The following is a 13,999-nucleotide window of genomic DNA, read 5'->3' on the forward strand; positions in this document are numbered from 1 at the left end:
CTCTGCGATGTGGGGGGCGGGCTACTTGACCCTGTCGTACGATGAAGCCATATTCTGGTTTACGTCGTAAATGTACGGTATCAGCTTGCAGTGAGGGGTGTGAAGTCATGGACCCAGGTCCCGAGCAGTGCGCGATCACCCCCTACGGGCGGAGAGCCGGCAGCTCGCGGGTCCGTGTCTTCGAGTGGTTGGACCGCGTCGACACGGACTTCACCGTCAGCAGTTACGCGTCGTTCGCCGATGCCGCCCCGTCCCGACTGGCCCGGCACCCGGTGGCCGTGGCGCGGGCTGAACTGCGGCTGCGCCGGCTGGCGGCCGCGCGCCCGCGGCGTCTGCTGCTGCATCGGGAGGCGTCCCCGCTCAGCCGCGGGTGGTGGGAACGCAGGCTGCTCACCTGTGCGGACTTCGCCGTGTACGACTTCGACGACGCCTTGCAGTGGGACTGGGGTGCCGGTGGTGTGCTGCGCAGACTCGCGCCGAAGTCGGGCAAGGCACGAACGGCGGTTCGGTACGCCGACCGCGTCATCGCGGGCAACGAGGTCCTCGGCAACTGGGCCGCTGGGTGCCATCGCGACGTCGTGGTGATCCCCAGTTGCGTGGCGCCGGAGGACTACACGCCGAAAACCTTGTACGCGCTGCACGACCCGCCACGACTCGGCTGGATCGGCTCGCGGCACAACGAGGACTGTCTGCTGCTGGTCGCGGGTGCGCTCGAAGAGATCCACCGGCGCACCGGCGCCCGCCTGACGCTCATCGGCACCACGACACGCTCGCTGGGCCGCATCGAGACCTTCATCGACCGGGTCGACTGGAGCCCGCACTGCCAGCGCACCGCCCTGGCGGACGTGGACATCGGGCTCATGCCGCTGCCGTCGACCCCCTACAACCTGGGCAAGTGCGGCTACAAGCTGCTCCAGTACGGGGCCGTGGGGCTGCCCGCCGTAGCCACGCCGATCGGGGTGAACGCCGAGATCCTCGACCGGCTCGGGATGCCGCCAGCCCGCGACGAAAGCGAGTGGACCGACGCGATCCGGGGCTTCCTGGAGGCATCGGACGCCGCCCGGGAGCAGCTGGGGCGCGAAGCCCGGGCCGTCGTCGGCCGCCGGTACTCGTACGAAGCCTGGCTCCCCCGGTGGACCGCGGCACTGGAGCTCGGGGGCGTACGGTGATGACCGCGCGCGCCCGCCATCCCCTGTCCGCCGACGTCCGTGGCCGGCCCTGCCGCCGATGACTCCCGTGGCCCTGCCGTGGACGCGCCGCGCTCTGGACGTCGTCGTCGCCCTCGTCCTGCTCGTCGTGCTGACGCCCCTGATGCTCCTCCTGTCCGTGCTGATCCGCGCCACCAGCGGCAGGCCAGTGCTCTTCCGGCAGCAGCGGATCGGGGAGGGCGCGCGCGAGTTCACCCTCTACAAGTTCCGGACCATGCGCACCGGTGCGACCGGTTCCGCACTCACCAACGGCCGCGACTCACGCGTGACCGGCTCGGGACAGTTGCTCAGGCGGTTCCACCTGGACGAACTGCCGCAGCTGATCAACGTGTTGCGCGGTGACATGACGCTGGTGGGACCGCGCCCGGAGTCGGTCGACCTGGCTGTGCGTTTCCCGCCCCAGTACCAGTGGTTGTTCCGCCACCGGCCGGGGCTCACCGGACCGTGCCAGCTCCGTTCGCGCGCGCACGCCGCGCTGCTCGACGACAGGCCGGATCCGGAGGAGTACTACTTGGCCGTCTTGGTTCCGCTGCGTGCCGAGCTGGACTCGGAGCTCCTTTCCCGTAACTCCCTGACCACCGTGATGGGTTACATCGTCCGAACGCTGTGGTACGTGCTGTCCGGCCTCTGGGACAGGGGCGTCTCCGGCCCGTGCTCCGACCGGCCGGGCGATGCCGGTGCACGGCACACCGAGGAAGGCCGATCCTTATGCGCGCGGTCGTGACCGGGGCAGCCGGATTCATCGGTTCCCACCTGTGTGAACACCTGTTGTCGCGTGGCGACGAGGTGGTCGGCGTCGACGCCATGACGGACTTCTACGCCCCGGCGCGCAAGCGGGAGAACCTCGGCCCGCTGCTGGCCCGGGACGGATTCGCCTTCCGGCGGGCCGATCTCCTCCGGGCTCCCCTGGAGCCGGTCTTCGCCGATGCCGACGCCGTCTACCACCTCGCGGGCCAGCCCGGCGTCCGCGGATCCTGGGGCCCGGAGTTCGCCGTCTACGTGGAGCGCAACGTCCTGGCGACCCAGCGCGTGCTGGAGGCGGCCCGCGCCACCGGCCTGCGCCGCCTCGTCTACGCCTCCAGTTCGTCGGTGTACGGAGACGCCGAGGCGTACCCGACCAGGGAGACCGTGCGCCCCGCCCCCGTCTCCCCGTACGGCGTGACGAAGCTCGCCGCGGAGCACCTGTGCGAGGCCTATCGTGCCGCCTTCGGCCTCCCCGTCGCCTCGTTGCGGCTGTTCAGCGTCTACGGGCCGGGTCAGCGACCCGACATGGCGTTCTCGCGGCTGGTGGCGACCGCGATCAGTGAGCGTCCGTTCCTGCTCTACGGGGACGGGGAGCAGAGCCGCGACTTCACCTACGTCACCGATGTGGTGACCGCCATGCGCGAGGCGGCGCTGTCCTCGTGGAGCGGTGTCGCCAACGTGGGGGGCGGCTGCGAGGTGACGATGAACGACGCCATCGCCCTGCTCCGCCTGCTCGGCACTCCGGTGCGTGTGGTCCGCGTACCGCGCCAGCCGGGTGACGCCCGGCGCACCGCGGCCGACATCACCCGCGCGCGCGAGGCGTTCGGCTACCGGCCGGCGACGGGACTGCGGGACGGACTCGCGGCGATGGTGACGGCGGCACGCACCGGCCGCCAGGTGTCGGCCGTCTGACCACCAGGGGCGCCTGTTCGACTAAGGGCTGTCCCGTAAATGATCTTTGACGTGCTGGGATGGACTGGTGGTTTCTGCGTCATCCGGCAAGGACGAGGTTGTGCAGGCGGGCAATGCCGAGCATGGCGTGGTGGACGCCGTCGCCTTTCAGCCGGCAGTCGCGCAGGATCTTCCAGGTCTTCATGCGGGCGAGGGCGTGCTCCACGCGGGCGCGAACTTTGCGGTGGGAGGCGTTGTGCTCCTCCTTCCAGTCCGGGAGTTCGGTCTGGCCCTTCTCGCGGCGGTGCGGGATGACCAGGCCAGTGCCCCGGTAGCCGCCATCTGCGATGACCGTGGTCTTGCCGACGGCGCTATTCGCGCCGGACAGCTCCCACGCCTTGCAGTCGTTGCGGTTGCCTGCGACTGGTCGGCCGACCGCGACGACGAGCCGGGTGTCGGCATCGATGACGACCTGGTGGTTGGTGGAGTACCGGTAGTTCTTGGACTGCTCGGCGATGGCATGGTCGCGCGTGGGAACGAGGGTGCCGTCGACGATCAGCACGGTGTCCTTGCGGAACCGCTTGCGCTGCTGGAGCGCGAGCGCGGGCCCGAGATGGTCGATGATGCGGTCGGCCGCCGACTTGGACACCCCGAACAGCGGGGCCAGTTGGCGCAGAGTCAGGTTCGTGCGCCAGTACGCGGCTACCAGGAGCACACGGTCCTCCAGTGGCAGACTCCAGGGCCGACCCTTGCGCACCGGATCTGCACCCTCACGCCGGAGCGAGGTGATCAGCTTGCCGAATTGACGCGGGCTCAGCCCGGTGAACGGGGCTATCCAGGAGGGCTCCGACGCCGTGATCACACCAGACACCGCAAGATCATCTCACCCGTGACCAGCAGTTACGGGACAGCCCTTAGGCATGGTGCGGATCGTCATGTGTGATCTGCGTTGTCACTCCGATGAACGTGTTGCCGGTCGAAGTGCCCAGAGCGCCCTTGTAGTTGTATATGGCCCACTGCATGCCGTCGAACGTGTTGTCGTACACATTCGCGCCTATGTAGTGGTTGATGCCGACGCCGAACCTGTTCGCGTTCCCAATGTCGTGGATGTTGTTCCGGTAGACGTTCAGGTTCTTCGCGGCGTTGAACGGACCGCCGCTGATGCCGATGATCAGGACACCGTCCGTGAACCTGGTTCCACTGATGTCATTGTCATGGATGTGAATGTTGTTGGCTGCCGCGTTCTGGAAGCCGCTGTACACAATGCCCGGCAGCGTACCTGTGCCGGCCGTGGATCCGCCGACGATCGTGTTGTGGTGGACGAACACGTCGGACAACGTCTCGGTGGATGAGTTGGGCTCGAGGTCGATGGGGCCGGGCATTCCGGAGCGTGAACACTTGGTAAAGGTGTTGTTGTGCACCTCGATGCGCGTACCGGCGATGATGGAAACACCGTTCCGGTTGAAGTGATCAGACGTGAACGTGTTGTTCGGCCCGATGGTGCAATTCGTGGCGGAACCGCCGATGTTCACATAGACGCCGTCGCCGATGATGTTGTTGAATTGGCAGTTCTTGACAACCACGTCGCTGAAGTTTCCGTGGATCCCCAAGCAGTGGCGGAACTGGGACCAGGTGGCTCCCTGGTTCGCCGCACGTCCGTCGAATCTGAGGTTGTCGATCGTGACGCCCGAGCCGCTCACCTTCAGGATCTCGTCGCTCTGCCCGGTCGAGGCGGTGGAGTTGTCGGGGAAGCGCAGGATCGAGCCGTTGCCTTCGACGTAGCAGTTGGCCGGAATCGACAGCGAAGTGACCGTGTACGTTCGCCCCGCCGGGAAGACGAGACGCTTGCCGGCGGCGGCATTGGCCGCCAACTGGGGTGTGGCGTAGTCCGCGACGAGGACTTTGCCGCCGTCGCTGGGAGGGCGTCGCCCTGCACTGAGAAGAGGGATTGCTATCAGCGCCAATATCGATCTACGGGAGACAGGGCTGAAACTGGAAGGCATCTCCGGCTGTGATCTCTGTGCTCGGTGCAAAGCAGGAACTCCGTGTGCATGGAACAATTTTAGCGGTCGGCGCCCGCTCGAGTGGCGCACTCTACCCTAAACTTGTCCCATTGCCAGGCTTGACATCGGAGCCTGCCCGTGAATCGATCTTTGATCTGGGCGGCGCACTGCGGGACCGTCGACTCCTTCGTTTGTCAATTTACGACGTATATTTTACCGCGTGTGCACGTCGTAACCGGGCCGGCTGCGTGAAGTGCGTCCGTCGGGGACGTCCCTTCAGTGCTTCGTCTGCGCCCCGCCGTAATAGGCCACGATCTCCGGGGCCGACATCCCGCCCTCCCGTCGGCGTCCCAGGAAGTAGTAGGCCGAGGCGTCGTCCATCGCGTACTGCGCCGGGACGAGGCGGTCGAGGACCCGCAGCCAGCACAGCAGCAGGCGCGTCACACGGCCCGCGAAGGCGGAGCGGGTCAGGCCCCGCACCAAGTGGTCGACGCTCCAGAGCAGTTGGGTGCCTGGGCCCGCGACGGGGCCGGCCGCGAGTTCTTCGAACCCTCGGAAGAGATAGCGGTGGCCGCTCGCGGTGAACCGGGTGAAGTCGTAGGGCCCGGCGTGCACCTGCTGGAGGAACGGCGTCTCCGCGTAGACGAGGCCGTCGCTCTTCAGGACCCGGTGGATCTCGGCGACGACCAGGGCCGGATCGAGCACGTGCTCGAGTACGGCCTGCACCAGCACCCCGTCGACGCTCGCCGTGGGCAGCGGGATGTGATGGGCGTCCGCGATGAACTGGGTCACCGGGCTGCCGACGAGGTCGAAGGCGATGACCTGGATGCGCGGATCGCGGTAGACCGCATCCACGCCGTTGCCCACCGTCCCGCCGCCGACGACGAGCAGCGTCGGGGCGGAACCGGGAAGAGCGCGCATCAGTACGTCGATGTTCCGGACCGCTACCCGGTTCGACGGCTTCCAGAGGCGGCGCAGCGGGCGGGGCAGCCGGGAGGCGCGGCCGAGGGAATCCTGCCGTACGCGTCCGGCGCCGTCCGCGAAGTCTTCACGGCGAACCACGCTTCGCTCGAAGTCGACGAGGACCGGCCATCGGCCGACCACCGGGAAGCCGGCCGACGCGTGGTGCGGGCACTGGGGCGACGTGCAGGAGAGGACATCGCGCGCCGCGCTCAGGGGCGACCGGCAGTGCGGGCACACCAGCAGCCGCTCGATGCGTTCCAGTCCGACCAGGGCCATTGCGCCTCCTCCGTCCGTTGAGCAGTCGGCTTGACCCGGCTTCATCCGAGGTGGAACATGTACGTATACGACGTAAATATACACATTAGGAAGGGAGTGGCGGAATGTCGGCCCCGGTTCTTGCGGCGACCACCTCTCCCGTGGGTGCCGTCCCTGATTGGCCCGCACCGCCACCGTGCGCGTCATCGGCCGACCGGTTGCCGCCGCGGCCGGTGCTGCCGCGCGTCAAGGTGCTGCATGTGATCACCCGTATGCAGGGGGGCGCCGGTGGCAACACCCTGCTGTCGGCCATGGGGATGGACCCCGGCCGGTACGAGGTGTGGATCGCGGGCGGGCCGGGCGGTGAACTGTGGGACCGGGCCCGGGCCGCGGGGGTGCGCACAGTCGAGATCCCGGAGTTCCGCCACGTTCTCACCCCGGTGGACGCCCTCGTGCTCTGGCGGCTGATCCGGCTGGTCCGCCGCGAACGGTTCACCGTCGTGCACACCCACTCCGCGAAGGGCGGCTTCCTCGGCCGGCTGGCCGCATGGCTGTGCCGTACGCCGGTGGTGGTGCACACCTTCCACGGCCTGAGCTTCCACGACCGCATGCCCCCGGTCCGGCGCAGGATCTACCACGGGCTCGAACGGGTGACGAGGCGCCTCGCCCACCGCTACCTCGCCGTCGCACCAGGCGTGGCGCGCCAGGTCGTGGAGGAGCGGCTGGCTCCTCCCGGCAGCGTCCACGTCGTGCCGTCGGCGGTGGAGCTGGCCCGCGTCCCCGACGGGTTCGAGCCGGTCGCACGGCGCGCACTCGGTGTGCCGTCCCGGGTGACGCTCATCGGCACCGTCGGGCGGATCGACGCCCAGAAGGCGCCACTGGATTTCGTGCGGATGGCCGCCACCGTCCAGGGAAGGTTCCCGGACACCGCCTTCGTCATGATCGGTGACGGGCCGCTGGCCGGGCACGTCCGGCGGCTCGCGGCGGAACTGGGCGTCGAGATCCGGCTCACCGGCCACCGCCCGGACGCCGCCGAACTGGTGGCCGGACTGGACGTCTTCGTCATCACGTCCCTCTACGAGGGCCTCGGTCGAGCCCTCACGGAGGCGCTCGCGGCGGCCCGGCCGGTCGTCGCTACAGCGGTCAACGCAGTCCCCGACCTGGTGGAGCACGGCGCCACGGGCCTGCTCGCGGAACCGGGCGACTCGGAAGCCCTCGTCCGCGCGGTCGGCTGGCTGCTCGAACACCCCCAGGAAGGCGCCGAAATGGGGCGGCAGGGACGAGACCGCGTACGGGCGGCCTTCGCACCCGAGAACATGTGCGCCCGCCTCGACGCCTGCTACCGCGACCTGCTGGGACTACCGAGGACCCGGCCGACCCACACCCGCCCACCGCCCACCGGCCTCTGACGCCTCCCGGCCCGGTGCGTACCGGCACGGGACGACACGGACGCCCTCAACCACAGCGGAGACCGCCATGCGCCTCACAGTCATCGGCACCGGATACGTCGGAGCGGTCCACGCCGCCTGCATGGCGGAGATCGGGCACGACGTCCTCGGCGTGGACGTCGACGCGGAGCGGATCGCCGCGCTCGCCGCCGGGCGGACCCCGTTCTTCGAGCCGGGACTCGGCGGGATGCTCCGGCGGACCGTGGACAGCGGCCGACTGCGGTTCACCACGTCGATGGCCGAGGCGGCCCGGTTCGCCGGTACGCACTTCGTGTGCGTCGGCACCCCGCAGCGGCCCGTATCCGGCGCCGCCGACCTGCGGCACGTCGAGAGCGCCGTGGACGGGCTGGCGCCCCACCTACCGGGCAGCGGGCACGTCCTCGTGGTCGGCAAGTCCACCGTGCCGGTCGGTACGGCGGACCGGCTCGCCCGGCGGCTGCGGGCGACCGCCCCCGACGCCGATATCGCCTGGAACCCGGAGTTCCTGCGGGAAGGGTGCGCGGTCCAGGACACCCTGCGGCCGGAACGCATCGTCGCGGGAGTGCGCACGGCGCACGCCGAGGGACGGCTCCGGGAGATCTACGCCCCGCTCCTCGCGGGCGGCATGCCGTTCATCGTCACCGACACCGCCACCGCCGAACTGGTCAAGCTGGCGTCGAACTCCTTCCTCGCCACGAAGGTCTCCTTCATCAACGCCATGGCCGAGATCTGTGATGCCACCGGTGCCGACGTCCTCACCCTTGCCGAGGCGATGGGCGCGGACTCCCGCATCGGGTCCCGCTTCCTGGCGCCCGGGCTCGGGTTCGGCGGCAGCTGCCTGCCCAAGGACATCCGGGCCTTCGCCGCCCGTGCGGAGGAACTGGGCCTGGAGGAGTCGGTGGCCTTCCTCCGGGAGGTCGACGCGATCAACACCCGGCAGCGGTGGCGCACCGTCGAGCTCGCGCAGCGGCTGGTCGGAGGGTCCTTCGCCCACCGGAACGTCGCGGTCCTCGGGGCCGCCTTCAAGCCCCGCAGCGACGACGTCCGCGACTCGCCCGCGCTCGCGGTCGCGCAGGAGGTCCGGCACCGGGGCGCACAGGTCCGCGTCCACGACCCGGAGGCGGTGGACAACGCCCGGGCGGCGTACCCCGCGCTCCAGTTCGCCCTGGATGTGACCAAGGCGTGCGAGCACGCCGACGTGGTGCTGCACCTCACCGAGTGGCCCCAGTACCGGGAGCTCGACCCGGCCGCCCTCGCCACCGCGGTGCGCACCCCGGCGATCGTCGACGCGCGCCACACCCTCGACCCGGAGACCTGGTGCGCGGCGGGCTGGACCCTGTGCGCGCCGGGCCGCCCGCGGCTCGGCTGACCGGCAGGAGGACATCATGCGTGTCGTGGTGGCAGGCGGGGGCGGTTTCCTGGGATCGCATCTGTGCGAAGCGCTGCTGAGCAGGGGCGACATCGTCCGCTGCCTGGACGACTTCTCCTCGGGCCGGGCGGCCAACATCGCCCACCTGCTGCGCATGCCCGGCTTCCACTGCACACCGTGCGACGTCACCTCCCGCTTCCGGGTCTTCGGGGACGTCGACGCCGTCGTCCACCTGGCGAGCCCCGCCTCGCCGTCCGACTACCAGCGCCACCCCCTGCGGACGCTGGCCGCGGGCAGCCGGGGCACGGAGAACCTGCTGGAGCTGGCGGTCCGCCACGGGGCACGCTTCGTCCTGGCGTCCACCAGCGAGGTCTACGGCGACCCCCAGGTGCATCCGCAGGACGAGGACTACTGGGGGCACGTCAACCCCATCGGCCCGCGCAGCGTCTACGACGAGGCCAAGCGCTACGCCGAGGCCGTCACCACGGCTTACCGGCGCAGCCGCGGTGCCGACACCGGCATCGTGCGGATCTTCAACACGTACGGGCCCCGCATGCGGGCGGACGACGGCCGGGTGGTCTCCACCTTCATCCGGCAGGCCCTCGCCGGGGAGCCCCTGACCGTGCACGGCGACGGCAGCCAGACGCGCAGCTTCTGCTACGTCGACGACCTGGTCCGCGGTCTGACAGCCATGATCGACTCGTCGCACACGGGCCCGTTCAACCTCGGCAACCCGGCCGAGCGGACGGTGCGGGAACTCGCGGAGGCGGTGCTGCGGATCACCGGGTCGCGCAGCGCCGTGCGCCTCCTGCCGCTGCCCGTCGACGACCCGGTCCGCCGACGGCCGGTCGTCACCCGGGCCCGGGAAGGGCTCGGCTGGCACCCCGAGGTGCCGCTGGAAGAAGGGCTGCGCCGCACCGCCGAGTGGTTCGCAACGCAGCCCGACACCCTCGTACGGCCCCCGCACCGCTCCACCGTAGGACGGCCCTCATGAAAGCACTCGTCCTGTGCGGCGGCGCCGGTACCCGGCTCCGCCCCATCACCCACACCTCGGCCAAGCAACTCGTCCCGGTGGCCAACAAGCCCGTGCTGTTCTACGGCCTGGAGGCCATCGCCGCCGCCGGTGTCCGGCAGACCGGCATCATCGTCGGGGACACGGCACCGGAGATCCGCGAGGCCGTCGGGGACGGCTCCCGCTTCGGCCTGGACGTGACCTACCTGCCCCAGGAGGCGCCGCTCGGCCTCGCCCACGCCGTCCTCATCGCCCGGGACTTCCTCGGCGACGACGACTTCGTGATGTACCTCGGCGACAACTTCATCGTCGGCGGCATCTCCGGCGTGGTCGACGACTTCCGCCGTGAACGCCCCGACGCCCGCATCCTGCTGACCCACGTCTGCGACCCCACCGCCTTCGGCATCGCCGAACTGGACGCGGCGGGACGCGTGGTGGGCCTGGAGGAGAAGCCCCAGCGTCCCCGCAGCGACCTGGCGCTGGTCGGCGTCTACCTCTTCACCCCCGCCGTCCACGAGGCCGTACGGTCCATCCGGCCCTCCCGGCGCGGCGAGCTGGAGATCACCGACGCGATCCAGTGGCTCATGGACGCCGGCCGGGAGGTACGCGCCACGACCATCTCCGGATACTGGAAGGACACCGGCAACGTCACCGACATGCTCGAGGTCAACCGCTCCGTGCTCGAGACCGTCGAGCCGTGGACCGGCGGCAGCGTCGACGCCGCCAGCGAGATCATCGGCCGCGTCAGGATCGAGGACGGCGCCAAGGTGTTCGGCAGCCGCGTCGTCGGGCCGGCCGTCATCGGCGCCGGAACCGTCATCGCCGACTCCTACGTCGGGCCGTTCACGTCGATCGCCGAGGACTGCCGGATCGACGGGAGCGAGATCGAGTACTCCATCGTGCTGGGGCGGGCGACCGTCGTCGGCACCCGCCGGATCGAGGTCTCGCTCATCGGCCACGACGTCGAGGTGACCCCCGCGCCGCGCACCCCCGCCGTGCACCGGCTGGTCCTCGGCGACCACAGCAAGGTGCAGATACCGTCATGACCACGACCCGCGTCCTCGTCACCGGCGGAGCCGGCTTCATCGGCTCGGCCTACGTCCGCGCCCTGCTCGGCCCGAGCGGGCCGCCGGGCGTCGCCGTGACCGTGCTCGACAAACTGACCTACGCCGGCAACCCCGCCAACCTCGACGAAGTCCGCCATATGGACCGCTTCGCCTTCGTCCGGGGAGACATCTGTGACGCCGAACTCGTCGACGGGCTGGTCGCCGTCCACGACCACGTCGTGCACTTCGCCGCCGAGTCCCACGTCGACCGCTCCATCCTGGGCGCCGACACCTTCGTCCGGACGAACGTCCTGGGCACCCAGACCCTCCTGGACGCGGCCCTGCGCCACGCGCCGAAGACCTTCGTCCACATCTCCTCCGACGAGGTCTACGGCTCGATCCGTGCCGGATCCTGGCCGGAGACCGACCCGCTGCGCCCCAACTCGCCCTACTCCGCGTCCAAGGCCGCCTCGGACCTCATCGCGCTCTCCTACCACCGCACCCACGGCCTGGACGTCCGCGTCACCCGCTGCTCCAACACCTACGGCCCCCACCAGTACCCCGAGAAGGTCGTCCCGCTGTTCATCACCCGGCTGCTGGACGGCGAGCCCGTGCCGCTGTACGGCGACGGGCACAACGTCCGCGACTGGATCCACGTCGACGATCACGTGCGGGCCATCGAACTCGTCCGGAGCCGGGGCCGCCCGGGCGAGGTCTACAACATCGGAGCCGGCCACGAACTGTCCAACCGGCAGCTGACCGGGTTGTTGCTGCGCGCCTGCGGCGCGGGCTGGGGGATGGTCAGCTACGTCGAGGACCGCAAGGGTCACGACTGGCGCTACTCGGTCGACTTCACGAAGATCCGCACGGAACTCGGCTTCGCACCGCGCAAGGACCCGGCCACGGGCCTCGCGGAGACCGTCGACTGGTACCGGACACACCGCTCCTGGTGGGAGCCGCTGCCGCGGCGGACCGAGCGGGGGCAGAAGGCGAATTCCACGAAGGTTCCGCCATGAGCGCCCCCATCGAGGACTACGCCCTCATCAGCGACCTGGAGACCGCCGCCATGGTCGGCCGGGACGGGTCGGTGGACTGGCTGTGCCTGCCTCGCTTCGACTCACCGTCCTGCCTGGCCGCCCTGCTGGGCACCGAGGACAACGGCTTCTGGCGTATCGCACCCGTCACCCACGGGGGCCTTTGCACCCGCCGCGCCTACCGGCCCGACACACTGGTACTGGACACCGTGTGGGAGACCGCGGCCGGCACGGTGCGCGTCACCGACTTCATGCCGCCGCGGGCCGAACTGCCGTGCCTCGTACGCGTGATCGAGGGCTTGTCGGGTGCCGTGCCCGTGCGCAGCGAACTGCGGTTGCGCTTCCACCAGGGCCGGGTCGTGCCGTGGGTGCGGGACGCCGGCCGCGGCACAGTCGCGGTCGCCGGTCCGGACGCCGTCTGGCTCGGCGCCGACGGCCCGGTGCGGGCGCTCGGCGGCACGGACGCGATGGTCTGGGACGTCACCGTCCCGGCCGGCCGACGGCTGGCGCTGACGCTGGCGTGGTCGCCCTCGCACCGGCCCGAGCCGCCCACATCGCTCGCCGTCCCGGCGGAGACGGTGCTGAAGGAGACCGTCGACTACTGGCGGCGCTGGAGCGCCCGGTGCCGCTACCAGGGACCGTGGCGGGAGGCCGTGGTGCGATCCCTGATCACCCTGAAGGCCCTCACCTACGCGTCCACCGGCGGCATCGTCGCCGCACCGACCACCTCGCTGCCCGGCTGCATCGGAGGCGAACGCAACTGGGATTACCGCTACTGCTGGCTGCGCGACTCCACCCTCACCCTGTCCTGCCTGCTGCGCAGCGGCTACCGGGAGGAGGCCACGGCCTGGCTGGACTGGCTCGTGCGGGCCATCGCCGGTGATCCCGCCGATCTTCAGACCGTGTACGGCGTCAAGGGGCAGCGGCTGCTGCCGGAGACCGAGGCGCCGTGGCTGCCCGGCTACGAGGGATCCCGGCCGGTGAGGTTCGGGAACTCGGCGGTGGGCCAGTTCCAGCTGGATGTGTACGGCGAGGTCATGGACACGCTCTTTCTGTCACTGCGGGCGGGGATCTCCATGCCCGCCCACGTCTGGGACCTGGTGGAGGCGCTGATGGGCTACCTGCACCGGCACTGGCGCGAACCGGACCAGGGGCTGTGGCAGGTGCGGGGCCCCAGGCGGCAGTTCGTCCACTCCAAGGTGATGGCGTGGGTGGCCGCCGACCGGGCGGTGCGCATGGGCCGGCTGCTCGGCCGGAACGGCTCCTCGGGCGAGTGGCAGGCCATGCGCCAGGAGGTGCATCGGGAGGTCTGCCGCGAGGGCTGGAACGCGAAACAGGGCTCGTTCGTTCAGTCGTACGGCTCCTCGGCCCTGGACGCCTCCGCCCTGCTGATCCCCCGGCTCGGCTTCCTGCCGGCCCGCGACGAACGGGTGCGCGGCACCGTCCGGGCCGTACGACGGCTCGGCCACGGCGGGTTCGTCCGGCGGTACGCGCCGGACGGCCTCGGCACGCACGACGTCGACGGCCTGCACGGCCGGGAGGGCGCGTTCGTGTCGTGCTCCCTGTGGTACGCCGACGCCCTCGCCGCGACCGGCCACCCGCGGCAGGCCCGGGAGGCCTTCGAGCGCGTCCTCGCCGTCCGCAACGACCTCGGACTGCTCGCCGAACAGTGGGACCCGGACGCGGGCCGTCAACTGGGCAACGCACCACAGGCGTTCAGCCACATCGCTCTGGTCGAGACGGCCTTCGCCCTCTCACCGACACCAGGCCCGAGCCCCGGGGCCGGCAGCGACGGACCGGCTTCGAACCGGGGCACCTCAAGCTGCCCGGTCACGGATGCGCACCCATGTCTGACGATGTCTCTTGCGCGGCGGAAGACGCGAAAACAAGCCCGCGGTGGAGCCGCCGCCCGGTTTTCGCGTCCTCCATTTTCACGCATGGCGCCGTATATCGCGACGCGACGCCGTATCTCTCCGTGCGCGTGCGGGAAACGGCCAGCCGAGTAAGCTGGATGCAGGACACGTAGATGTCTCGGCGAGAAGGAGCC

At 70.2% G+C, this 13,999-nt stretch carries 12 protein-coding genes; 9 read left to right on the forward strand and 3 right to left on the reverse strand.

Features of this window, described 5'->3' with window-relative positions:
• The first annotated feature begins 107 nt into the window (after positions 1-107).
• The 3 genes from V8690_RS37955 to V8690_RS37965 are packed head-to-tail and all read left to right on the forward strand — an operon-like array spanning position 108 to position 2,864.
• Entirely contained in the window at positions 108-1,169 is a 1,062-nt protein-coding gene (locus V8690_RS37955; RefSeq protein ID WP_338784564.1) for a glycosyltransferase family 4 protein, read from the forward strand.
• Positions 1,170-1,227: 58 nt separating this feature from the next.
• Complete coding sequence (locus V8690_RS37960) at positions 1,228-1,932, forward strand: sugar transferase (RefSeq protein ID WP_338784565.1); 705 nt, start codon at positions 1,228-1,230, stop codon at positions 1,930-1,932.
• Positions 1,929-2,864 carry an NAD-dependent epimerase/dehydratase family protein gene (locus V8690_RS37965; protein WP_338784566.1) on the forward strand — a complete coding sequence of 312 codons (936 nt, stop codon included), beginning with the start codon at positions 1,929-1,931 and terminating at the stop codon, positions 2,862-2,864. The genes V8690_RS37960 and V8690_RS37965 overlap by 4 nt, the downstream gene beginning before the upstream one ends.
• A 79-nt stretch (positions 2,865-2,943) precedes the next feature.
• On the opposite strand, the gene V8690_RS37970 is transcribed toward V8690_RS37965, so the two are convergent.
• From V8690_RS37970 to V8690_RS37980, 3 genes are all read right to left on the reverse strand, one after another.
• Positions 2,944-3,714, reverse strand: coding sequence for a transposase (locus tag V8690_RS37970; RefSeq protein WP_338784567.1), 771 nt, complete (start codon positions 3,712-3,714; stop codon positions 2,944-2,946).
• A gap of 43 nt (positions 3,715-3,757) precedes the next feature.
• Positions 3,758-4,714, reverse strand: a complete 957-nt coding sequence (locus V8690_RS37975) for a hypothetical protein (protein WP_338784568.1) — start codon at positions 4,712-4,714, stop codon at positions 3,758-3,760.
• A 408-nt stretch (positions 4,715-5,122) separates the two neighbouring features.
• Positions 5,123-6,085, reverse strand: a complete 963-nt coding sequence (locus V8690_RS37980) for a class I SAM-dependent methyltransferase (RefSeq protein ID WP_338784569.1) — start codon at positions 6,083-6,085, stop codon at positions 5,123-5,125.
• A gap of 239 nt (positions 6,086-6,324) precedes the next feature.
• Between V8690_RS37980 and V8690_RS37985 the strand changes: the two genes are divergently transcribed.
• The 6 genes from V8690_RS37985 (at position 6,325) to V8690_RS38010 (ending at position 13,958) form a co-directional block, all read left to right on the forward strand.
• Positions 6,325-7,473: a glycosyltransferase family 4 protein gene (locus V8690_RS37985; protein ID WP_338784570.1), complete on the forward strand. Its 1,149-nt coding sequence runs from the start codon at positions 6,325-6,327 to the stop codon at positions 7,471-7,473.
• Positions 7,474-7,540: 67 nt separating this feature from the next.
• A complete protein-coding gene (locus V8690_RS37990) occupies positions 7,541-8,860 on the forward strand; it encodes a UDP-glucose/GDP-mannose dehydrogenase family protein (RefSeq protein WP_338784571.1) in 1,320 nt (439 codons plus the stop codon).
• A 16-nt stretch (positions 8,861-8,876) separates the two neighbouring features.
• On the forward strand, positions 8,877-9,854 hold the full coding sequence (locus tag V8690_RS37995; protein ID WP_338784572.1) for a UDP-glucuronic acid decarboxylase family protein: 978 nt from the start codon (positions 8,877-8,879) through the stop codon (positions 9,852-9,854).
• Positions 9,851-10,918 carry a glucose-1-phosphate thymidylyltransferase gene (locus tag V8690_RS38000; protein WP_338784573.1) on the forward strand — a complete coding sequence of 356 codons (1,068 nt, stop codon included), beginning with the start codon at positions 9,851-9,853 and terminating at the stop codon, positions 10,916-10,918. Before V8690_RS37995 ends, V8690_RS38000 begins: the two co-directional genes overlap by 4 nt.
• Positions 10,915-11,934 (forward strand): dTDP-glucose 4,6-dehydratase, encoded by a 1,020-nt coding sequence (gene rfbB / locus V8690_RS38005; RefSeq protein ID WP_338784574.1) that lies wholly within the window; start codon positions 10,915-10,917, stop codon positions 11,932-11,934. The genes V8690_RS38000 and rfbB overlap by 4 nt, the downstream gene beginning before the upstream one ends.
• Positions 11,931-13,958, forward strand: coding sequence for a glycoside hydrolase family 15 protein (locus V8690_RS38010; RefSeq protein WP_338784575.1), 2,028 nt, complete (start codon positions 11,931-11,933; stop codon positions 13,956-13,958). The genes rfbB and V8690_RS38010 overlap by 4 nt, the downstream gene beginning before the upstream one ends.
• The last annotated feature ends 41 nt before the right edge of the window (positions 13,959-13,999 follow it).

This window comes from Streptomyces sp. DG1A-41 (assembly GCF_037055355.1).
GTDB lineage: Bacteria > Actinomycetota > Actinomycetes > Streptomycetales > Streptomycetaceae > Streptomyces.

What these genes read in the sequence shown, in the direction of transcription:
- V8690_RS37955 (WP_338784564.1), top strand. Translation starts at nt 108, where the DNA reads ATGGACCCAGGTCCCGAGCAGTGCGCGATCACCCCCTACGGGCGGAGA.
- V8690_RS37960 (WP_338784565.1), top strand. Translation starts at nt 1,228, where the DNA reads ATGACTCCCGTGGCCCTGCCGTGGACGCGCCGCGCTCTGGACGTCGTC.
- V8690_RS37980 (WP_338784569.1), bottom strand. Translation starts at nt 6,085, where the DNA reads ATGGCCCTGGTCGGACTGGAACGCATCGAGCGGCTGCTGGTGTGCCCG.
- V8690_RS37990 (WP_338784571.1), top strand. Translation starts at nt 7,541, where the DNA reads ATGCGCCTCACAGTCATCGGCACCGGATACGTCGGAGCGGTCCACGCC.
- V8690_RS37995 (WP_338784572.1), top strand. Translation starts at nt 8,877, where the DNA reads ATGCGTGTCGTGGTGGCAGGCGGGGGCGGTTTCCTGGGATCGCATCTG.
- V8690_RS38000 (WP_338784573.1), top strand. Translation starts at nt 9,851, where the DNA reads ATGAAAGCACTCGTCCTGTGCGGCGGCGCCGGTACCCGGCTCCGCCCC.
- rfbB (WP_338784574.1), top strand. Translation starts at nt 10,915, where the DNA reads ATGACCACGACCCGCGTCCTCGTCACCGGCGGAGCCGGCTTCATCGGC.
- V8690_RS38010 (WP_338784575.1), top strand. Translation starts at nt 11,931, where the DNA reads ATGAGCGCCCCCATCGAGGACTACGCCCTCATCAGCGACCTGGAGACC.